At 59.7% G+C, this 21,716-nt stretch carries 19 protein-coding genes; 9 read left to right on the forward strand and 10 right to left on the reverse strand.

Features of this window, described 5'->3' with window-relative positions:
- Positions 1–74: 74 nt before the first annotated feature.
- From KGB27_RS06700 to KGB27_RS06715, 4 genes are all read right to left on the reverse strand, one after another.
- Positions 75–1,043 carry a hypothetical protein gene (locus KGB27_RS06700; RefSeq protein ID WP_207284255.1) on the reverse strand — a complete coding sequence of 323 codons (969 nt, stop codon included), beginning with the start codon at positions 1,041–1,043 and terminating at the stop codon, positions 75–77.
- Between the two features lie 89 nt (positions 1,044–1,132).
- On the reverse strand, positions 1,133–1,612 hold the full coding sequence (locus KGB27_RS06705; protein WP_223553658.1) for a DUF934 domain-containing protein: 480 nt from the start codon (positions 1,610–1,612) through the stop codon (positions 1,133–1,135).
- A complete protein-coding gene (locus KGB27_RS06710) occupies positions 1,609–3,282 on the reverse strand; it encodes a nitrite/sulfite reductase (RefSeq protein WP_223553661.1) in 1,674 nt (557 codons plus the stop codon). The genes KGB27_RS06705 and KGB27_RS06710 overlap by 4 nt, the downstream gene beginning before the upstream one ends.
- Before the next feature lie 125 nt (positions 3,283–3,407).
- Positions 3,408–4,415 carry a glycosyl hydrolase family 18 protein gene (locus KGB27_RS06715; protein ID WP_223553663.1) on the reverse strand — a complete coding sequence of 336 codons (1,008 nt, stop codon included), beginning with the start codon at positions 4,413–4,415 and terminating at the stop codon, positions 3,408–3,410.
- A 304-nt stretch (positions 4,416–4,719) separates the two neighbouring features.
- Between KGB27_RS06715 and ccoN the strand changes: the two genes are divergently transcribed.
- Together ccoN and KGB27_RS06725 are read left to right on the forward strand one after the other, a co-directional pair.
- Entirely contained in the window at positions 4,720–6,147 is a 1,428-nt protein-coding gene (ccoN, locus tag KGB27_RS06720; RefSeq protein WP_008030155.1) for a cytochrome-c oxidase, cbb3-type subunit I, read from the forward strand.
- A gap of 14 nt (positions 6,148–6,161) precedes the next feature.
- Positions 6,162–6,383, forward strand: a complete 222-nt coding sequence (locus KGB27_RS06725) for a cbb3-type cytochrome c oxidase subunit 3 (protein WP_192416470.1) — start codon at positions 6,162–6,164, stop codon at positions 6,381–6,383.
- A gap of 94 nt (positions 6,384–6,477) precedes the next feature.
- Here the strand turns inward: KGB27_RS06725 and KGB27_RS06730 are convergent, their stop codons facing one another.
- Together KGB27_RS06730 and KGB27_RS06735 are read right to left on the reverse strand one after the other, a co-directional pair.
- Positions 6,478–6,972: a hypothetical protein gene (locus KGB27_RS06730; RefSeq protein ID WP_008042914.1), complete on the reverse strand. Its 495-nt coding sequence runs from the start codon at positions 6,970–6,972 to the stop codon at positions 6,478–6,480.
- Between the two features lie 69 nt (positions 6,973–7,041).
- A complete protein-coding gene (locus tag KGB27_RS06735) occupies positions 7,042–7,809 on the reverse strand; it encodes a helix-turn-helix domain-containing protein (protein ID WP_223553665.1) in 768 nt (255 codons plus the stop codon).
- A 78-nt stretch (positions 7,810–7,887) separates the two neighbouring features.
- Between KGB27_RS06735 and KGB27_RS06740 the strand changes: the two genes are divergently transcribed.
- Positions 7,888–8,580 carry an aspartate/glutamate racemase family protein gene (locus KGB27_RS06740; protein ID WP_008042910.1) on the forward strand — a complete coding sequence of 231 codons (693 nt, stop codon included), beginning with the start codon at positions 7,888–7,890 and terminating at the stop codon, positions 8,578–8,580.
- 1 nt (position 8,581) lies between these two features.
- Here the strand turns inward: KGB27_RS06740 and KGB27_RS06745 are convergent, their stop codons facing one another.
- From KGB27_RS06745 to KGB27_RS06755, 3 genes are all read right to left on the reverse strand, one after another.
- The gene (locus KGB27_RS06745) at positions 8,582–9,103 is read right to left on the reverse strand and encodes a GNAT family N-acetyltransferase (protein ID WP_223434580.1); all 522 of its coding nucleotides are present in this window, start codon (positions 9,101–9,103) and stop codon (positions 8,582–8,584) included.
- A gap of 173 nt (positions 9,104–9,276) precedes the next feature.
- A complete protein-coding gene (locus KGB27_RS06750; RefSeq protein ID WP_223553667.1) occupies positions 9,277–10,257 on the reverse strand; it encodes a LysR family transcriptional regulator in 981 nt (326 codons plus the stop codon).
- A gap of 75 nt (positions 10,258–10,332) precedes the next feature.
- Positions 10,333–10,773 (reverse strand): carboxymuconolactone decarboxylase family protein, encoded by a 441-nt coding sequence (locus tag KGB27_RS06755; protein ID WP_008030139.1) that lies wholly within the window; start codon positions 10,771–10,773, stop codon positions 10,333–10,335.
- Between the two features lie 201 nt (positions 10,774–10,974).
- Between KGB27_RS06755 and KGB27_RS06760 the strand changes: the two genes are divergently transcribed.
- The 4 genes from KGB27_RS06760 to KGB27_RS06775 all read left to right on the forward strand — a co-directional run bounded on the left by KGB27_RS06760 (position 10,975) and on the right by KGB27_RS06775 (position 14,531).
- The gene (locus tag KGB27_RS06760; RefSeq protein ID WP_223553668.1) at positions 10,975–12,408 is read left to right on the forward strand and encodes a PLP-dependent aminotransferase family protein; all 1,434 of its coding nucleotides are present in this window, start codon (positions 10,975–10,977) and stop codon (positions 12,406–12,408) included.
- Positions 12,409–12,530: 122 nt separating this feature from the next.
- Complete coding sequence (locus KGB27_RS06765) at positions 12,531–12,824, forward strand: putative quinol monooxygenase (RefSeq protein ID WP_008042903.1); 294 nt, start codon at positions 12,531–12,533, stop codon at positions 12,822–12,824.
- 360 nt (positions 12,825–13,184) lie between these two features.
- Positions 13,185–13,595, forward strand: a complete 411-nt coding sequence (locus KGB27_RS06770; RefSeq protein ID WP_008030133.1) for a cupin domain-containing protein — start codon at positions 13,185–13,187, stop codon at positions 13,593–13,595.
- Positions 13,596–13,820: 225 nt separating this feature from the next.
- Positions 13,821–14,531 carry an ATPase gene (locus KGB27_RS06775; RefSeq protein WP_223553670.1) on the forward strand — a complete coding sequence of 237 codons (711 nt, stop codon included), beginning with the start codon at positions 13,821–13,823 and terminating at the stop codon, positions 14,529–14,531.
- Between the two features lie 186 nt (positions 14,532–14,717).
- Here the strand turns inward: KGB27_RS06775 and KGB27_RS06780 are convergent, their stop codons facing one another.
- The gene (locus KGB27_RS06780; protein WP_207284244.1) at positions 14,718–19,622 is read right to left on the reverse strand and encodes an NAD-glutamate dehydrogenase; all 4,905 of its coding nucleotides are present in this window, start codon (positions 19,620–19,622) and stop codon (positions 14,718–14,720) included.
- A gap of 503 nt (positions 19,623–20,125) precedes the next feature.
- Between KGB27_RS06780 and KGB27_RS06785 the strand changes: the two genes are divergently transcribed.
- Both KGB27_RS06785 and KGB27_RS06790 read left to right on the forward strand, forming a co-directional pair.
- The gene (locus KGB27_RS06785; protein ID WP_223451961.1) at positions 20,126–20,479 is read left to right on the forward strand and encodes a hypothetical protein; all 354 of its coding nucleotides are present in this window, start codon (positions 20,126–20,128) and stop codon (positions 20,477–20,479) included.
- Between the two features lie 276 nt (positions 20,480–20,755).
- Positions 20,756–21,715 carry an AAA family ATPase gene (locus tag KGB27_RS06790; protein WP_008030123.1) on the forward strand — a complete coding sequence of 320 codons (960 nt, stop codon included), beginning with the start codon at positions 20,756–20,758 and terminating at the stop codon, positions 21,713–21,715.
- The last annotated feature ends 1 nt before the right edge of the window (position 21,716 follow it).

A 21,716-nucleotide genomic window follows, 5' to 3' on the forward strand; every position in this document is an offset into this window, starting at 1 on the left:
CCGGCAAGCCGGCTCCTACAGAGATCGCATACCCCTGTAGGAGCCAGCTTGCTGGCGATAGCCTCGCCTCGGTATCACCAGGACGAACCACTCTTCAACGCCAACTCCCGCCGACTGTTCGCCCGCATCGCCTTGATCAACGACACCGTGCCCACCAACAGAATCGCGGCGCCGAACAGGAAGTCGATGTTGTACAACTGGAAGTCCTCCAGCGGTCCCACCAACAGCACGCGGATCGCGCCGATACTCACCAGTGTCGCGAGAAAATCGATGCCCGGTTCGTCGCGGTAAAACACGTGCATCAGCGGCAGGCAGATCACCAGCAACAACAGCAGCACGATCACCTTGAACGAGCCTTTGCGCTCGACACTGAAGGCGCACTCATTGGCCGCGTAGGGCTTGTAATCGTCCTCGCGAACCAATGAGTTTTTCTCGTTGATGTATTCGACCCGGTTGTACTTTTGAATCGGCGTGAAGGTGTTGGACATCTCCATGAGGGTGGTGATGCGTTTGAACTTCAGGTCGATCCGTTCATTGCCCTTGAGGATGTACAGCACCGGTTTGTAGCCATAGCGCCAGGTGTCGAACGGAAACGCCGCCGCCCGCCCCTGCACGCCGATGGGCCGGGATTCAAGCTCGGCGTAGGCGCTTTTGTCGAGCGAAGAGAGGTTGCGACTCAGCGGTTTGATCCTGACCTGCTCAAGGAAGATCGGCGTGACGCCGTAGGACCATTGAAGAGGTTCCAGGCGCAGGCGCAACTCGTTGCGGCCCAGGTCATACCGATCGAAAGTGCGCTCGGAGACGATGACCGCACCCGAGAGCATGAAATCGCCCCGTACATTGTTGGTGATGCGCAGGGTCAGGTGATCCTTGCCCAGCGCCGCCGCATCGCTGGCCGGTGGCGTACCGCACCAGGCGGAACTGTCGGCTGACGCCCCGAGTTGCCCGTCACGGTTCTCCTGGAACAGATACACATAACTGCCCCACAGGGCCGCCATCAGCAACACTGCGACCAGCCCTAAAACTTTCTTGCCCGCGCTCAAACCAGACTCCTTTCTTTGACCCGCTTCCTTATGAGGCGCGGACTCTATCAAAACGGGGTCCCCGGCCAAAGCAAAAAGTCGTGTGGTTGTCAGCGCCGCCGAAACAACGGTCGTGGCTCGATCACCGAGCGGCCATACAACACGCTCATGCCCGCGAGCCCCTTGAGCGCGTCCTCGGCGGACTTGTCCACGCGCACCGCAAAGCTGTCGAACCCGCATTGGCGCATGTGGCTGAGTTGATCGCGCAGGACATCGCCGACCGCGCGCAGTTCGCCGGTCCAGCCCAATCGGGTGCGCAGCAAATACGCCTGGCTGTAACCACGACCGTCGCGAAAACTCGGGAAGTCCAGCGCAATCAGCGGCAGTTGGTCGAACCACGGTTTGAGGCTTTCCACCTCATCGTCCGGCCCCAGCCACACGCCCTGCTGCCCGGGTTCCTCCAGCCAGCAGGCCAGCGGCACTATCACCGGACCTGAAGGTAATCCGGTGGCTGGATCCCTGACCAGGGTCCACGGATCGGCGCTATCGATCCGCGCCACACCGGCCTCCAGTCGTAGCAGATTGTTCATGCCGACACCTCCAGCAACTTCGGATAGACCGCCTCTTTGAACGGCTCCAGACCCAGGCGCTGCAACGTGTCGACGAACAGTTCCTCACTCTCGCGGTAACGCACGAACGTGGCGATGATCCGCTCGATCACGTCGGGCACTTCAGCCGCGCTGAAGGATGGGCCGATGACTTTGCCCAACGCGCTGTTCTTGCCCTGAGCGCCGCCGAGGGTGATCTGGTACCACTCGCTGCCGTTCTTGTCGACGCCAAGAATGCCGATATTGCCGATGTGGTGATGACCGCAGGCGTTCATGCAACCGGAAATATTGAGGCTGATGTCGCCCAGATCGTGCAGATAATCCAGGTCGTCAAAACGCGCCTGAATGCCTTGCGCAATGGGGATCGACTTGGCGTTGGCCAATGCACAGAAATCGCCGCCGGGGCACGCGATGATGTCGGTCAGCAAACCGACATTGGCACTGCCCAACCCGTGCTCGCAAGCCACACGCCAGAGCGTGAACAGGTCCGACTTCGGTACGTCCGGCAGGACGATGTTCTGTTCATGGGCAATCCGGATTTCGCCGAAACCGAATTGCTCGGACCACGCGGCCACGGCATCCATTTGTTCGCTGGTGACATCTCCCGGCGGCGAAGCACTGCCCGGTTTGGTCGACAGCACCACACTGGCGTAGCCCGGCACCTTGTGCGGCTGGACGTTGCGCGAGACCCAGCGGGCGAATGCACTGTTTTCGGCCAGGCGGGTGCCGAACTCCAGGTCAGTACTGGACAGCGAACGGTAATCCGGCGGCACGAAGGCACTGGCGACACGCGCATATTCATCGCCGGTCAACTGCGCCGGACCGTCTTTGAGATGCTGCCACTCCTCCTCCACTTCCCTGGCGAAAGCGTCGATCCCGAGTGCCTTGACCAGAATCTTGATCCGCGCCTTGTACTTGTTGTCCCGCCGACCGTGGCGGTTGTAGACCCGCAGCACCGCTTCGACATACGACAGCAAATGCTGCCACGGCAAGCCTTCGCGAATCTGCAGGCCAAGAATCGGCGTGCGTCCCAAACCACCGCCAACGATCACCCGCAGGAGCATTTGTCCGTCGGCGCCGGGGTAAAGATAAAGACCGATGTCGTGCATCATGATCGCCGCGCGGTCCTGTACGGCCGAGCAGATGGCGATCTTGAATTTGCGTGGCAGGAACAGGAACTCCGGGTTGATCGTCGACCATTGGCGCAGGATTTCCGCCAGCGGTCGCGGGTCGATCAACTCGTCCGCCGCAACTCCGGCGAAGGCTTCGGTGGTGATGTTGCGCACGCAGTTGCCGGACGTCTGGATCGCGTGCATTTCTACCTGGGCCAGGCGTTCGAGGATTTCCGGCACCTGGGCCAGCTCGATCCAGTTGAACTGCATGTTCTGCCGGGTGGTGAAGTGGCCGTAGCCACGGTCGTAATCCCGGGCGATGCTCGCCAGCGTACGCATCTGTTGCGCGCTCAGCGTGCCGTAGGGAATGGCCACGCGCAGCATGTACGCGTGCTTTTGCATGTACAGGCCATTCTGCAAGCGCAACGGCAGGAATTCCTCTTCGCTCAACTCGCCTGCCGTGAAGCGTTCGACCTGATCACGAAACTGCGCAACCCGCTCGAAGACCAGCGCCCGGTCATAGTCGTCGTACTGATACATGTGGCTACCTCATCAGGATGGGACGGGCTCTTTGGCTCGTTTTCGATGAGGCGACTATGAGGGGCACCGGAAAAACATTACAGATTCAGGAGACTTCAAAAAAACCATATCAGTTTTATGGATCACTACTGAGGTTGTTTCGACATCTCATCAACGATGGGTGCGTAAATCCTTTTGAAGCGCCAATCGTACGAATCACCGGCCTTGTTGGTGCCACACTCCCAACTGCACGACCACGTCATCAAGCCTCTGATCCCGTTGCCGTCTTTTACCAGTCGTTTGAGTGCATTTTTCACAAAAGCGGGATCCACTACATACCCGTTGGCGGCTGCATCGATACTGCTGGGCAAGCCGATAACAAATTTGTCGGCAGGGATTTTGGTGAACCCATAAGTACCTGTTACCAATGCGGTGGTCAGGTAGTAGAGGAACTCTTCCTTGCGCACGCCATCGTTTTGCGCCAGCCAGGGTGGATTAAGGCCTGGCACATAAAGCCCATCACCGTTCTGGTTGTAGTATTGCGGGGCAATGAAGTCGTAATGGTCCTTCAGCGCAGTCAAATACGGTACGTACTTGCCACTCGTTACCAAGTGCGGAAACTCCGGCGCCATGCTGATGATGAAATGCTTGCCTTCCTTCGCGTAGTGTTCCCTGACCAGTTTAAGCGCCGCCGGAATCACCTTATTGTTATCGGCAAAATCGATAGCAGTCTGCTCCAGATCGATGTCCAACCCATCAAAACCATAGACTTCCGCCAATCGGATAATTTCAGCGGCAAACGCCTGTTCCTGACCATTACGCAGCTCAATGTGGGCATCGGCGCCCCCCAGTGAAATCAGCACCGCGCGACCTTGCTTGTTGAGTACGCCGACCTGACGCCGAAACTCCGCATCGGTTTGATTGTATGGCTTGAATGTCGGGATACCGGCCCCCTTCATGAACGCGACGGCCACAACGTTGTATTCGACGGGGATGTCTTCCAGTTGCACTTCCCCCGTCAATCCGCCTTGATACCCGGCACTCGGCCCCCAGTTATGCCAAAAACCCATGAATATCTTTTTACCGCGAATATCGGGCATCACGGACGCGTCATCGGCAGGCGCCTTGGGGCCTGTATAAGTGAAAGTTGTCATTGGTTCACCCTTGAGTTCAGAACATCCTGTATGAAAGTGCCCCTCCTGATCGCCATGACCGGCAGGGCTGACTTGCCTTGAACGCAACCACTGGAACTCACCACTACCCAATGCGTCAGCGGGTTTATTAAACCGCTGGATTCAATCCACCGATACTGTCAACTCTGACAGGTACGGCGCCTTTATCTGATCCGTATTAATTGCGCTTTCCTGAATCTGTTTTGTTTTCGATGAGGTTTCTACAGTTCACGGCATGCCAGTCCGGGTGGCCTGGCAAGACTTTGCAACCGTGGAAGCATTGACCATGAGCACAGCAACAATCGGACAGGCCTATAACTACAAGGTCGTCCGCCAATTCGTCGTGGCGACCATTTTCTGGGGCGTCGTGGGGATGGCGATGGGGGTGTGGATCGCCTCGCAACTGGTGTGGCCCGAGATGAACCTCGACCTGCCTTGGACCTCGTTCGGGCGTTTGCGTCCGCTGCACACCAGCCTGGTGATTTTCGGCTTTGCCGGCAGCGCGCAGTTCGCCGCCAGTTATTACGCAGTGCAGCGTACCTGCCAGGTGCGGCTGTACTCGGACACCCTCGCCGCCTTCACCTTCTGGGGTTGGCAATCGGTCATCGTGGTGATGCTGATCACCCTTCCGCTGGGCTACACCACTACCAAGGAATACGCCGAGATCGAGTTCTCCGGCGCGGTGTGGATGACCGTGGTCTGGGTGGCGTACGCCGTGGTGTTTTTCACGACGGTAGTGCAACGCAAGACCCATCACATTTACGTCGGCAACTGGTTTTTCGGCGCGTTCATCGTGGTGATCGCCATGCTGCACGTGGTCAATCACCTGTCGATTCCGGTGGACTGGTTCAAGTCCTACCCGGTGTATTCCGGCGCCACCGACGCCATGGTGCAGTGGTGGTACGGGCATAACGCGGTGGGGTTTTTCCTGACGACCGGGTTCCTCGGGATGATGTATTACTTCGTGCCGAAACAGGTCGGGCGGCCGGTGTACTCCTATCGCTTGTCCATCGTGCATTTCTGGGCGTTGATCACCCTGTACATCTGGGCCGGCCCGCACCATTTGCACTACACCGCGTTGCCGGACTGGGCGCAGTCGTTGGGCATGGCCATGTCGCTGATCCTGTTGGCGCCGAGCTGGGGCGGGATGATCAACGGCATGATGACGCTCTCGGGCGCCTGGCATAAATTGCGCACCGATCCGATTTTGCGTTTTCTGGTGCTGTCGCTGGCCTTCTACGGCATGTCGACCTTCGAGGGGCCGATGATGGCGATCAAAACCGTGAACGCCCTCTCCCACTACACCGACTGGACCATCGGCCACGTGCACGCCGGCGCCCTCGGTTGGGTGGCGATGATCACCTTCGGCGCGGTCTACCATATGATTCCGAAAGTCTTCGGCCGCGAGCAGATGTACAGCACGCCGCTGATCAACCTGCACTTCTGGCTGGCGACCATCGGCACTGTGCTGTACATCGCCTCGATGTGGGTCAACGGCATCACCCAGGGCCTGATGTGGCGCGCGATCAACGACGACGGCACGCTGACCTATTCCTTCGTCGAAGCCTTGCAGGCCAGTCATCCGGGATTTGTGGTGCGGTTTGCCGGCGGCGTGTTCTTCCTCAGCGGCATGCTGTTGATGGCGTACAACGCCTGGCGCACGGTACGGGTTTCCGACGTGGCGATGGCTGAACGTGATGCACGGATTGCCTGAGGCGAGGAGCTGAGATGTTCGAGATCGTGTTGAATATCGTGGGTGTTGCGGGGCTTTGGCTGGCGGTCGAGTACTGCCTGAAGCAGCAGACGGCAGAAAGTCTGGAGGAAGCGAGCCTGATCCCGTTTGCCGATGACCCGGAGGTGGCACGACGGGTGGAGTTGGCGACGGGGAAAGTGGTGAAGGCGGTTGCGCCGGAAGTGGCAAAACCGGGATGGGTGAATCTGGATATGTGATTCGAAGCTGATGACCCCATCGCTGGCAAGCCAGCTCCTACAAGTGCGACGCATCCCCTGTAAGAGCTGGCTTGCCAGCGATGGCGGTCTCGGATCAGCCGCGATCTCTAGGGATCAGATTCTGCAACTGCTGCGCCAGAAAATTCGCGTCGAAGGCAAAGGTGTCCGGGTCCTTCAAACCATTGGTCTTGCGCCATTGCCAGTTGTTGGACGGCGGCAGGCACACCAGCGAAATGCTGCCGTACCGCGCGGCGGTCAGGCCCATCACCGCCAGGGAAATCTGCCCACCGGTACCCATCACGTCCGGCACGAACTCCACGGGTTTGCCGGCGATCACGATGCCCAGTTTCTCGGTCTTGAACGTTGACGTCTCGACCGGAACACTCGGCCCCGAAGCGACATACGCCTCACGGCTGACTTCCAGCAGGTTCGGCGCCCGGACCGGTTCCAGCCATTGCTGGATCTGATCGAACAGCTCGCCAATGCGCGTCGCCCACACGGCCGATTGCGACTCGAACAATTGTTTTTTGTGCGCTTCGCTGTCTGCGTAGTGGCGAAGCATCTCGCCCAGTTGTTGTACGTCGTCCATTGCGGTGTTCCTTTGTTGAAACAGTGCTGCGGACTTTGAGCATGGCAGATGCGCGCGGCGGGCGTACGACTAAAAGCGTGAGCGGTATTGGCTGGGGGTCATGGCGAGGAATTTGCGGAAGGCGCTGCCCATGTGCGACTGGTGGGCGAAACCGGCATCAAGGGCGATGTCAGCCAGGCTCAGCCGGGTGTGTTCGATCATCCGCCGTGCCGCCTGAAGTCGTACTTCAACGAGGTAAGCGTGCGGTGTCAGGCCGATGGCCCGGGTAAAGTCGCGCAGAAAGCGCAGCTCGTTCTGGCCGTAGGCCGCCGCCAGTTGTTGCAGCGTGAGGGGCAGATGGAATTGTCCTGCGATCAGGTCCAGCACTTGGGCGAGTGCGGCTGGCGCGGGCCGATGAACCATTTCGATCTGCGGCTGCGCCAACCCCACAAATCCCAGGGCACATTGCTCCAGTGCCAGAAGGTCGGGTTGTGGCGCCAGCAACAAACGCCGCACTTCACGCGCCAGGCTCAGCGCCTGTCGATTGCCGCAAGACTGTACGCGATGGCCAATGGCGGGCAATTGCTCATCGGCAAATGATTCGTCCAGCTGCATCAGCAAGTATTCGCCACCGCTGGACGATTCGGAAAACACTTCGACGCCCACCGGGGTATACGCCAGAACACCGGGCAACGTATCGAAATCCACCCGCCGATCCGAGTCAATCGCGTGCACACCCTGCTGGCGCTCCAGCGTCACCCCAAGGGTTCGCGACTGCGCCGGATCGCGGGCGCTGTATGCGGCACGGGGCAGAAGTTGCAAGCTGACTTTAGCGCCCGGCAGCCTTTGGCTCAGCATGTGAAATTTCCTGATAGAAAGCCGTGAAACGCCACGGGATACTCCCAGACAAAGGGTTGCCATCAACAGGAGCACGCCATGCGCACCATCGGCCTTATCGGCGGCATGAGCTGGGAGTCCAGCGCCGAGTATTACCGCCTCATCAACCAACAGGTACGCGACCGGCTCGGGCCGTTGCGTTCGGCGAAACTGCTAATGTACAGCGTCGACTTCGGGCCTGTCGAACAGGCCCAGCATGCCGGTCGCTGGGACGATGCGGCGCTGATTCTGGTGGATGCCGCGCGGCGGCTAGAGGCTGGCGGCGCCGATTGCGTGGTGCTGTGCACCAACACCATGCACAAGGTCGCCGGGCAGATTCAGGCGGCGATCAACATTCCGTTCCTGCACATCGCCGACCCGGCCGGACAGGCGGCGGTGGATGCCGGCGCACTGAACGTCGGGTTGCTGGGGACTGCGTTCACCATGGAACAGGACTTTCTCAAGGAACGCCTGACGTCGATGGGGCTGACCGTATTGGTGCCGGACGCCGAGGAGCGTCAAGCCGTGCACCGGATCATCTACGACGAGTTGTGCGTCGGGGTGATCAGCGAGGCGTCACGCCGGATTTATCGGCAGGTGATCGAATCCCTGAGCCAGCGCGGCGCCCAGGTCATCATCCTTGGCTGCACCGAAATCGGCCTGCTGATCAAACCCGAACACAGCACCCTGCCCCTGCTCGACACCACCGAACTGCATGCGCAGGCGGCGGTGGCGTTTGCACTGGGCGAGTGAATCAACCGGCCTTGGGCATGCGGCGCAGACGCGCCATGCTCAAGGTGTCCACCAACACTCCGTCACGCACGGCGTAGTCCCGAAACAGGCCTTCGGTTTCAAAACCAAACTTGCGGTACAAACCGATGGCTGCTTCGTTGTCGGCGTACACCGACAGCTCGACCCGTTGCAGATTCATCCAGTTGTCGGCGATGTCCAGCGCGGTGGCCAGCAGCTTCGAGCCAACACCCTTGCCCTGCCACGCCTCAGAGACACCCATGCCGAAATTGGCAGCATGACTGCGGCGGATGCGCGAAAACTGCTCAAGACCGATGTTGCCGATCACCCTCCCCTGACTCAGCGCCACCAGTTGCACATGCCGTTCGTTGCCCGGATCCAGGCGTTTGCGCCAGACCTCGATGGACTGAAACGGCATTTGCAGCACTTGCCGGGTAATCGCTGGCTCGTTGTAAAGCGCGGTGATGCCTTCGAGGTGGGATTCGTTGAAGCGTTCAAGCGTAATGACAGCGTCAGTGACGGGCATGGGTGATTCATCCTTGATACAGACATGGCCGCCCACTCTACAACGCAATCTTCCAGCATGGCGAATACCAAATGTAGGAGTGAGCCTGCTCGCGATAGGGCCATAACATTCAACATCGATGTTGACTGTCCGGACGCTATCGCGAGCAGGCTCGCTCCTACAGTTGGTATTGGTCAGGCTTCGAACCACTCCCGGCGCTCGTTGAAGGTGTTTTGAACCAGTTCGACGATCATCTGCACCTGCGCCTCATCCTGCGACTGCGCATTGACCGCCATCCATACCTGGCGCTGCATCGGCGGGCCAAACAACCCCGGCAGAGCGATCAGACCACGGTCGAAATGGCTCATGTAACCAGGCAGCAAACCGATACAGGCGCTGCATCGGATCATCTCCAGCATCAGCTCATAGGCATGCAACTGCACCACCCCGGCGAGGCGCTGATCCACCAGCGCATTCCACGGCACAAAGCTTTCGACCTGACGATGAGGCTGCCATTGCACCAGCAAGAAATCAGCGAGGTCATCGAGGTTGTCCGGGCGTGACGCAGTGCGTGAATAACGCTTGGCAATGTGCGGCAGGTAGTCGAGCCGCGCCAGGCGCCGGGGTTCGCTGACGGCAAAACTCGGGCCCGGCAGTGGCGAATCAGTGCCGGCCAGCCACACCACCACATCGGCGCTGACGGCGCGCAGGGCCAGCTCGCTGTCGAGGGAAATGATCTCCAGACGCACACTGGCGTTGCGGCGCAGCAAGGCCACCAGGTCGCGACCGAGGATGTCATGCAGGATCGATTCGGCGACGGCCAGGCGCACCAGGGGCTGTTCGATCACCGGCAAGTCGCGTTCATGGGCCAAGGCAATCAGCTGCGCCTGAAGCTGCAAGCCTTCACGACTGAGGGCGACACCATTGTCGCCATGGCTGAACAGCGAGCACTGCAGTTGCGCTTCGAGTTGCGCCAACTGCTTGCGCAGCAACGTCGCCTTGATGTTGAGACTGCGCGACGCCTGCATGTAACAGCCGCAGCGGGCACTGACCATGAACGCTTGCGCCAGTTGCGGATCAAGCGCGGCGGCCTGCGCATGTATGGATGACGAGGTGTCTACCGGCGAGCGGTATTCGGCAGGGCTTTGGCGCCCAGCGGTTTCCATGAATGACATCAATGACTCCCTGTCGATCTGTCCTTTGAAAACCTCATCCTGCGCAACGTTCATGAACCTGATGTGACAGCGTCATCACGCGCTGGGGGACTGGCGGAAACTCACCGCCAGGCGATTCCAGCTGTTGATGGTGGTGACGGCGATGGTCAGGTCGACCATCTCGCTCTCGCTGAACTGTTCCCGGGCCTGGGCGTAGACATCGTCCGGCACATGGCTTTGCGAGAGCAAGGTGACCGCTTCGGTCCAGGCCAGCGCCGCGCGCTCGCGCGGGTTGAAAAAGCCGCTGTCACGCCAGACCACAATCGAATACAGGCGCCGGTCGGTCTCGCCGAGGCGTCGCGCGTCCACCGAGTGCATGTCGGTGCAGAAGGCGCAGCCATTGAGCTGCGAGGCGCGGATCTTGATCAGGTGCAGCAACGCCGGCTCGATGCTCAAGTTGCTGGTCAACGCCTCCATGGCGATCATCGCTTTCATCGCTTTGGGCGACGCGCTGTAGTAATCCAGACGGGAAGTCATGGCGTGCCTCGTGGATTGATAGATGTTTTCACGGTAAGCGCTGATGCGCCGGTGTTACAGATCCAATTGCGCGAAATACCGGTGGACCACTCCGAGCAGACCAATCCGCGTTTTTTCCCCCACGCAACTTCTGCACGGCGGCGCATGCGCGTAATCTGGCGCGACGCACACGCGCCTCAACCGCCCAGGAGCCCCGCCGGTATGGAACTTCATGTTGTCATCAACGGCCGCAAGGACCTGGCAGGCCAGTTGTACAACCAACTGCGCAGCGCCATCGAATCCGGTCGTCTGGCAGCCGGGACGCAACTGCCGCCCAGCCGTCTGCTGGCCGAACAGCTGGGCATCTCGCGCAAGACCATTTCCGACACGTACGCGCAACTGACCTATGAAAACTTCCTGACCGGGGTGATCGGCAAAGGCACCTACGTCAATGCCCGGACGGCCAAAGCGCAGCCCAAGCAAAGCCATTCGCAGCTGGCGAGCGCCGAGGTCATCGAGTCGTGGCGCAACTTGCCGGTGTTTTTGCGTCACCCGACGCTGGAAGGCTCGCTGCGTTATGACTTCATCGGTGGCGCCACCAGCAAGGGCCAGTTTCCGCAGGACGATTGGCGGCGCTGTACCTCCCACGCGCTGCGTCAGATGTCCGGTTCCAAAGGCTTCTACAGCTTGCCTGAAGGCCTGCCGGCGCTGCGCAATGCGATCGCCCGGCACATCGCGTTTTCCCGTGGGGTGAATTGCCAGGACGAAGACGTGGTGGTGTGCAACGGTGCGCAACAAGCGCTGGACCTGATCTCCCGCGTGATCACGCGCCCCGGCAGCATCGTCGCCATGGAAGACCCCGGTTACCCGCCCGCGCGCCTGCTGTTCGGCAGCCACGGCGCCACGGTGATCGGCGTACCGGTCGACGAAGACGGCATCCAGGTCGACCAAATCCCCCTTGGCACCCGGCTGATTTATGTCACGCCGTCCCACCAGTTTCCGCTCGGCATGCCGATGAGCCAGGCACGTCGCGTGGCGCTGCTGGAGCGCGCCTACGAGTTGGGCGCGATCATCATCGAGGACGATTACGACAGCGAATTCCGCTACGAAGGCCGACCCACCGACTCGCTGCAAAGCATGGATGAGCGCGGGATCGTCGCCTACGTCGGGACCTTTTCGAAAACCCTGCTGCCGGAACTGCGCCTCGGCTACGCGATTTTGCCGCCGGCGATACTCGAAGCGGTGATCCGCGCCAAGCAACTCACCGACCTGCACACCTCCACCCTGCCCCAATGGGCACTGGCCAAATTCATTGCCGAAGGCTGCCTGCTCAAGCACATCCGGCGCTGTCATACGATCTACGCCGGGCGTCGCGAACGCATCCTCACGCGCATCGCCGGTGACCTGTCACCCTGGCTCGAAGCGATCCCGAGCACGGCGGGTTTCCACATGGTGCTTATGTGCAAAGTGCCTATCGATATGCCATTGCTGATCGAACTGGCGAAAAAGGTCGAAGTCGGGCTGTATTCCATCGATACCTTTTACTACCAGCGGGCCCCGCAGGCTGGGCTTCTCATGGGGTTTGGCGCCATCGAAACCCTGGACATCGACACCGCGCTGGACCGCTTGCGTGACATTTTTCAGCAAATCGCCTGAGCGATTGGTCTGGGTTTTTATCCGGCAATTGGCTATTGGCGGTCCGCAAGTGCAGGCCTATCCTCGTAAGCGTTATCCCTCAATGAGCAGGATTCGTCCGGCCTGATTCAGGAGTGTGAGCAATGTCCAACGAAGTGATCAACACCGTAAAGGTGCAGGCCGCAGCCGGCCGCTCGGACGAACTGGGTAAGCAACTGCAAAAGATTGTCGAAACCCTGCGTGAACAACCGGGCTGCGAATCCTATATGGTCGACCGCTGCCCCGAGGACAGCAACCGCTGGAACGTCAGCGCCCGCTGGCAATCGGAAGCGGCCATGCAATCGCATTTCAACACCCCACAGGCGCAAGGTTTCATCGACCTGATCGATTGCCAATTGGCGAACGCCGTGGACTTCAACAGCTTCCCGATCCGTTAAACACCCCCCTGTAGGAGCCGGCTTGCTGGCGATAGCATCACCGCGGTGTACCTGATGCACCGCGGTGATGCTATGGCCGGCAAGCCGGCTCCTACAGGCGATCCATTCACCTCGGTGTGCCTGATGCACCGCGGTGATGCGATCGCCGGCAAGCCGGCTCCTACAAGGCGATCCATTCACTGCGGTGTACCTGATGCACTGCGGTGATGCGATCGCCGGCAAGCCGGCTCCTACAGGTTTTGCATTGCCTTGCGTAAATCCGGATTGGTCCCCTGACCTTCTGCTGAATTGGCTGTTTGATTGCGGTCACTGGCGGACTAACGTTGTTTGCGACAACTAACCCCCCGCAGGTGATGAATCATGAAAGTTTTGCGTTTATTGGCCACCCCGCTTGCCGTCCTCGCCCTGAGCGTTTCTGCCTCGGCATTCGCCCACGACCCTTCGGAAAAAGTCACGATTCTGCAAGATGAAGTACTGAAGAACGTCCCGGGCAAAAAGGCGCTGATGATCGAAGTCGACTACAAGCCGGGCCAGTCCTCCATCGCCCACAAGCATGAAGGCACCGCTATGGCGTATGTGATTTCGGGCTCGATCACTTCCCAGGTGAAAGGCGAGCAACCGAAAACCTACAAGGCTGGCGAGTACTGGTATGAAGCCGCCGGTTCGGAGCATCTGGTCTCGAAAAATGCCAGCGCAACCAAGCCGGCCAAACTCCTGGTGTTCATGGTGTTGTCCCCCGACGAGAAAGTGTTGATCCCATTGGAAAACTGATAGCTGAACGTACAGCCATAAATAAACAGGCCCGATTCGAAAGTTCGGGCCTTTTTATTGCCCGACGCAATTAACCGGTAACTTTTAAACCAAACAATACTATTGGTCACCTGACAAGTTCATGAATTGGCTATTTCATTCAGCCGCCACAGGTTTAGTCTGAAGTCACTGCCGACACCGGCAACTTTAACTTCCGACTCAAGTTGTTTCACTGGAGAGACACCCATGAAACTTGCACTTGTCAGCACCTTGTCGTTTGCCGCTGTTTTAACCGGTTGCTCAATCCCCACTGCACCGACGGCAGTTTCTTCACTCGACGGTATCTTCAGCGCACCCGTCGGCCGCAGCAACGCCACCCATGTCGCCAGCGGCGGTCAGGTCTCGCTGGGTATCGTCTACAGCCGCAACACCCAGACCAACCGCGCCTACCTGCAGGACTATCAGGCCAATGCCGGCACCGGTTTCGGCCAGAGCCTGCTGGTGCAACCGATTCATGATGCCTACGTCGCCACCTCCAAACCCGACCTGGCGGTGGATTGGGTCAAGGCCTCGTTGCAGCGCCAGTTCGGCTCGGTCACGGTGTACCCGGACATGCAAAGCCTCAGGGCGGCGAAACCGGACGTGGTCGCGATTGTCGACACCCGCAGCCAATTGATCACCTCGCGCAGCTCGGATATCAAGGCCGATGTAAGTGCAGACTTTTATGATGCCAACTTCAATTACATCGGGACTGCACAAGGGCATGACGCCAAAGCATTGAGCCCGGTGTGGGCGGACTATAAACGCAGCGAAGAGATCGTGGCGGATATTAATGAACAGCAGAATGTGCAAGTTCGGGCATTGCAGAAGTTTGACCAGTCGCTCAGTAATTTATTGACCGGGCCGACAGATAAAGTGTCGATGATTGATAATAAAGCTGGCTGGAAGTTGTATTGAGGCAGACGGCCCCATCGCCAGCAAGCCGGCTCCTACAGGTTTTGTGTCGAGCACAGAATATGTGGACGACGCGAAACCTGTAGGAGCCGGCTTGCTGGCGATGGGGCCCGCCCAAACACCACAAATCATTCAAACAAAAAAAAGCCCCGCATCTCTCAATGCGGGGCTTTTTCATTCAGCGACTGATCAGGCCGCCGGTTCCAGCTCGGCACTGGCGGTGACAGCAGCGGCAGGCACCACCGCTTGCCCGCTCAACGCCAGGTCCAGCAACTCACGGTTGGCTACCGCATACATCGCGTAGTCAGTACCGCTCGCTGCACGGATTTCCACCAGCATGGCGCGCCAGCGTTCGATCATGCCTTCGTTCTCTTCCATCCACAGCGCCAGGCGTGTTTCCACATCCTGAGTGCCGCCGCCCTGTTGCAGGACAGAGATGGTGATCGCACGTTGCTGCCAGTCGACGTCATCGCGGAACGCTTCACGGGCCAGGGCCTGCCAGTTGTTTTCAACCGGCAGAGCGCTGATCTGTTGCAGGTACCAGGTGACGTCCAGCGCGCTGCCCACGGCGAAGTAGGCCTTGGCCACGTCCGCAGGGTTCTGGCCGGTCACGTCGGAGGCCTCGATGATCGGCAGCAGCGTGTACAGGTGCGAAGTACCAGCCACCATGCGCGCCAGCAACTCCGGCACACCGGCTTCGACGTACGCCTGATAACGGGACTGCCAGTTTTCGTGGATCTCGCCGCTCAGCAGTTCGTCGAGCTTGAGACCCAGCTCCTTCAGGTGCGGACCGAAGTGTGCAACGTCACGGGCAGCGTTCTGCTCGTTGCGGCGGGCACGCAGGAACCAGCGCGTAGCGCGACGGCCCAGACGCATCAGCTCGTCCATCAGCTCCAGTTGTACGTCAGCGGAAACCTGGTAATCCAGGGCTTCGATCTGACGGAACCAGTGCGGGAGGTGGAAGATGTCACGCACGATCACGTACGCACCGGCCACGTTCGCCGGGCTCATGCCGGTCGACTCTTTGAGTCGCTGAACGAAGGTGATGCCCATGTGGTTCACCAGATCGTTGGCGATCTGGGTGCTGACGATCTCGCGCTTCAGACGGTGACGACGCATGGCCTCGGAGAACTTGCTCACCAGTGTTGGCGGGAAAGCGGTTTCCATGTCGCGGGTCAGGTAGTCGTCATCCGGTACACGGGAGTCCAGCAACTGCGCCTTGAGGTCGATCTTGCTGTAGGAGATCAGCACCGACAGCTCGGCACGGGTCAGGCCGTGGCCTTCCGCGAGGCGTTCGTTGATCGCGTCTTCCGACGGCAGGAACTCGATGGCGCGATCCAGCTTGCCACGGCCTTCCAGATCGTTCATCAGGCGCTTGTATTCGGCAATCCGCACGAAGGCACGGCGGGCCGCCAGGGACAGGGCCTGAGTCTGCTTGTAGTTGTTGCCCAGCACCAGGTTGCCGACTTCGTCGGTCATGCTCGCCAGCAACTGGTTACGTTGCTTATCGGTCATGTCACCGGCGTGAACCACTTCGTTCAGCAGGATCTTGATGTTCACTTCGTGGTCGGAGCAATCCACGCCACCGGCGTTGTCGATGAAGTCGGTGTTGGAACCGCCGCCATTGAGGCCGAATTCGACACGACCCAATTGGGTCATACCGAGGTTACCGCCCTCGCCCACGACTTTGCAGCGCAGTTCGTTGCCGTTCACACGCAGTGCATCGTTGGCCTTGTCGCCGACATCGGCGTGGCTTTCGCTGCTGGCTTTGACGTAAGTACCGATACCGCCGTTCCACAACAGGTCTACCGGTGCCTTGAGCAACGCATTCAGCAGTTCGGTCGGGGTCAGCTTGTCGGCCTGAATGTCGAAGCGCTCTTTCATCTGCGGGGAAATCGCGATGCTTTTCGCGCTGCGCGAGAAGATCCCGCCGCCTTCCGACATGATGCTGGTGTCGTAATCCGACCATGCCGAACGTGGCAGATCGAACAGGCGCTGACGCTCGGCGAAGCTGTTCGCAGGCTCTGGGTTCGGGTCGATGAAGATGTGCAGGTGGTTGAACGCTGCGACCAGTTGCAGCTTGTCGGACATCAGCAAGCCGTTACCGAACACGTCACCGGCCATGTCGCCGACGCCCACTACCGTGATGCTGTCTTCCTGGACATTGATGCCGCGCTCGCGGAAGTGACGTTGTACGCCAACCCACGCGCCTTTGGCGGTGATGCCCATTTTCTTGTGGTCATAACCGGCGGAACCACCGGAGGCAAACGCGTCACCCAGCCAGAAGCCGTAGTCGATGGCGATGCCGTTGGCGATGTCGGAGAAGGTTGCAGTGCCCTTGTCCGCAGCGACCACCAGGTACGGGTCATCGTCGTCATGACGCACGACGTTGGCCGGCGGTACCAGTGCGCCGTCTTTCAGGTTGTCGGTGATGTCCAACAGGCCCGAAATGAAGATGCGGTAGCAAGCGATGCCCTCGGCCGCAATCTCGTCACGGCTGCCGCCCAGTGGCAGGCGACGCGGCAGGAAGCCGCCCTTCGCGCCGACTGGCACGATGACCGAGTTCTTCACTTGCTGGGCTTTTACCAGGCCCAGGACTTCGGTACGGAAGTCTTCTTCACGGTCAGACCAGCGCAGACCGCCGCGAGCCACATTGCCGAAGCGCAGGTGCACGCCTTCGACGCGAGGCGAGTAGACGAAGATTTCGAACTTCGGAACCGGCTTCGGCAGCTCTGGAATCTGGTGCGGGTTGAACTTGAAGCTGAAGTAGGACTTGTTCTGACCGTGGGCATCGGTCTGGTAGAAGTTGGTCCGCAGGGTCGCTTTGATCAGGTCGAGGTAGCGACGCAGGATGCGGTCTTCGTTCAACACCTGGACGTCGTCCAGTGCAGCCAGAATCGCGTGTTCCAGACGTTGCTGCTTGTCTTCCAGATCGTCGGTGGCCAGTTTGCGCGCCAGGTAGAAGCGGGTCTTGAACAACCGGGTCAACTCGCGAGCGATGTCGGTGTGGTTGTTCAGGGTGCTGGCGATGTAGCCGAGGTCGAAGCCCAGGCGAATCTGCTTCATGTAGCGTGCGTAGGCACGCAGCAGCGCAACATCGCGCCATGGCAGGCCGGCGGTCAGTACCAGACGGTTGAACGCATCGTTCTCGGCATCGCCACGCACGATGTGGACGAAGGCGTCCTGCAAGGTGTCGTTGAGTTGCTGGATGTCGAGTTCCAGGCCTTCGGCAGCGGTAAACGCGAAGTCGTGAATCCAGAACTCGCGGCCATTGTTGTGACGCAGGCGATACGGGAACTCACCCAGCACACGCAGGCCGAGGTTTTCCAGAATCGGCAACACGTCGGACAGGGCCAGCGGGGTATCGGCGTGATACAGCTTGCAGTGCAGCTCGCGCTGGCCGGAGACCTGACCCAGTGGCTGATAGAAGCTCATCACCAATGGATTTTTTTCGTTCAGGCTCAGCAGGTGCTGCATGTCGACCACAGCCGAATGCGCAGCGAAACGCTCGCGGTAACCGGCCGGGAAGCCTTTCGGGAAGTCCGCCAGCACGTTGGTGCCGTGGGCTTCGCCGAAGCTTTCCACCACCAGGCTGGCGTAGTCGTCCTGCCAGCTGCGGCAGGCCTGGATCACTTCGTTTTCCAGCTGCAGCGGGTCGATGTCCAGACGGTTCTTCGGATCGACGCGCAGAATCAGTTGCACGCGGGCCAGTACGGACTCGGAGAAGAAGGTCCAGAACTCGCAGTCCGAGGCTTTCAGGCGATCCATCAGCACTTGCTGGATCTTCTGGCGCACTTCGGTGGAGTAGATGTCACGCGGCACGTAGGCCAGGCAGTAGCAGAAACGGCCGTACGGGTCTTTACGCAGGAACACGCGAATCTTGTTGCGTTCCTGGATCTGCACGATCGACATCACGGTGCTGAACAGCTCGTCGACCGGGGTCTGGAACAGGTCATCACGCGGCAGCACTTCGACCACCTGCGCCAGTTCCTTGCCCAGGTGAGCCTTGGCCTGGAAGCCGGAACGGCGTTCGATCTCTTCGACCTTGCGGCGGATGTACGGAATGACCCGCACGCTCTCGCCATACACCGACGAGGTGTACAGGCCCATGAAACGGCATTCCTTGATGACCTTGCCGTCGGCGTCGATCTCGCGGATCGACACGTAGTCCGGGTAAGCCGGACGGTGTACACGGCTTGGGTGCGCAGCCTTGGCGAACGACAGCAGGGTCGGTTCGCGCAGGTAGTTCACGGCGTAGTCTTCGATGCGCAGGTCATCGTAGGTCAGGCCGGTGCGCAGCAGTTTGGTCAGGCCGAGGAAGGAATTCTGGTCGTAAACGATGTGGCCGCCATCGGCTTCATCCTGAACCACGAACTCTTCGTAGCCGAGGAAGGTGAAGTGGTTGCCCACCAGCCATTCCAGGAAGCTTTTGATTTCAGCTTTTTCTTCGCCGTCGACCGCAAATTTGCTGTTGTCGAGGCCGGTCAGGATTTCCTGGACCTTGGCTTTCATCGGCTCGAAATCGGCAACCGCGACACGGACTTCACCGAGAACCTGTTCCAGCTCTTTGCTCAGGACATTCAGCTCTGCGGTGTTCGCGCAACGGTCGATTTCCAGGTACATCAGGGATTCTTGCAGGATCCCTTCGCCCTGAGTGCCTTTAGGCAGGATTTCCAGCAACTCGCCTTTGCTGCCGCGACGCACGCTCAGCACAGTGGTTTGCAGGGTATGAATGCTGTAGCCGCGACGGTTCAGCTCGGTGCGCACCGAGTCCACCAGGAAAGGCAGGTCGTGGTGCAGCACTTCGACCGCGGTGTGGGTCGACTGCCAGCCGTGGCGTTCGTAATCAGGGTTGAAGACGCGAACCTGCGGTTGCGCGTGATCGAAGCGCTCAAGCAGGCGCCACGCAGAAAGGGTGCAGCCGGCGAGGTCGGACAGCCGACGCTGGGTCAGCTCGTCAAGGGAAATGATGCCGAAGAATTGTTCAGCGAACAGCGCCACTTGTGGCAGTGCCTGTTCACTGATGTGCTGCGCCAGTGCCGCTTGCAGTTGGTGCTGGAAGTCGGCTTTGCTGGCTGCGGTGAAGAACGCCATCTGTGGTACTCCGCTTGGGCTTGTTATTGATGGAAGCGTCGCGTGCAAAACCCCTTTCGGGGCGATCCGTCACCCGGTTCCTGATTCTCGGGCAGAGGAAACAGGGTGACAGGTGGGTGAAGCTGGACGAGACACTCAGGTCACATTCACCTTCCATGAATGGGCATCTGCAAAAACGACTGGCAGATCGACAGCGCAATGTCTTTACAGGTGCTCATCCGTTGCGCAGCTTAACCAGTGCGGCAAGGCCCGTGCTTGCAGCGCTGCGACATATTCGGTCATCGGCACGCAGCCAACGCCCTGCGTATCGGACAACACTAGCAGCCGTGTAGGAAATTGGGCGTTTTATGCCCGGTTTTACAGCACCTTCGTGCCAGAAATGACCAACAGCGCCCCGAATGTTCACGTCACATTCTCTGACAGTCAGCCGAGCAGAAATTCCCGAGGGCTGGCAGAATTGCCTTTTGTTGTGTTCACAACGCTCGCCGAGCCAGGAAATACCCATGAAAATGACCACCGCCCTGTTGATCGTCAACCCGTGTGACGAGGAAGAAGACAACATGGCCATGCTCGCCTGCCACAGCGATCAGGGTGAAATGTTCCTGATGAGCCGCTACCCGGACGAGGACGAGCTGGAGATCACCCTTGATGGCGAACCTTCGACGCTGGACGGCGTGAAAGTGACGCTGAGCCCTACCCGCTTGCTGATCGAAATCGCTGCGGCGGATGCGGATGCGTTGAATGGGGATGATTCGCTGGAGATTACGCACAGCACGAGTGCGAGTGATCTGGCGGAAGTGGAAGAAACCTTGCAGAACATCCTTAAGGGGACCGGGACTTACATCAGCGAGATTTGATGTTGCCTGGACGAGCCTCTTCGCGGGCAAGCCTCGCTCCTACAGGTTTAGGCCGGCCGCAATATCGCGGCTGCCCTGATCCTGTAGGAGCGAGGCTTGCCCGCGAAGGCGTCCGCAAGATCGCCACATTCTCCGAAACAACATCGATAACCCACCTCCTGCGCACATTTGCACAAAATGCCGTTAGTCGCCGCCCCCCGCGATAGATTAAAGTAACGCCCCCAGCCCTGGCGTTATTCGAACGTCTTCGGTCACCCTTTCCAGGAACAGTCATCGATGGAACATCGTGAAGCGCTGCTCGCGCTGCGAACCTTTCTTTCAACGCAGATTCTCGGCCAGGAAAAACTCATCGAGCGCTTGCTCATCGCCCTGCTTGCCGACGGCCACATGCTGGTCGAGGGCGCTCCCGGCCTGGCCAAGACCAAGGCCATCAAAGAACTCGCCGAAGGCATCGAAGCCCAGTTCCATCGCATCCAGTTCACCCCTGACCTGTTGCCTGCCGACATCACCGGCACGGAAATCTATCGCCCGGAAACCGGCAGTTTCGTGTTCCAGCAAGGCCCGATCTTCCACAACCTGGTATTGGCGGACGAAATCAACCGTGCTCCGGCCAAGGTTCAGTCGGCTTTGCTTGAAGCCATGGGCGAGCGTCAGGTCAGCGTCGGGCGCAGCACCTACGAGCTGTCGCCGCTGTTCCTGGTGATGGCCACGCAAAACCCGATCGAGCAGGAAGGCACATACCCGCTGCCCGAAGCGCAGCTGGACCGCTTCCTGATGCACGTGAAAATCGGCTTCCCGGACGCCACTGTCGAACGCCGTATCCTGCAACAGGCCCGTGGCGAAGCCCTGAACGGTGAAACCAAACCGGAGCGCCGGGTCAGCCAGCAAGCCATTTTCGCCGCCCGCAAGGAAATCCTCGGTCTGTACATGGCCGACGCCGTGGAGGAATACCTGGTGCAACTGGTCATGGCCACGCGCACACCGGCCAAGTTCGACCCGGAAATGGCCGAGTGGATCGCCTACGGCGCCAGCCCGCGCGGTTCGATCGCCCTCGACCGCTGTGCCCGCGCCCACGCCTGGCTGGCCGGTCGCGACTTCGTTAGCCCGGAAGATATTCAAGCGGTGCTGTTCGACGTCTTGCGTCACCGCATCATTCTGTCCTTTGAAGCCGAAGCCGCTGGCATCGACCAGGACCGGGTGGTCCAGCGGATTCTCGACGTCGTAGCCGTCGCTTGAC

The sequence above is a fragment of the Pseudomonas sp. BF-R-01 genome (assembly GCF_019946615.1).
GTDB classification, from domain to species: Bacteria; Pseudomonadota; Gammaproteobacteria; order Pseudomonadales; family Pseudomonadaceae; genus Aquipseudomonas; species Aquipseudomonas migulae.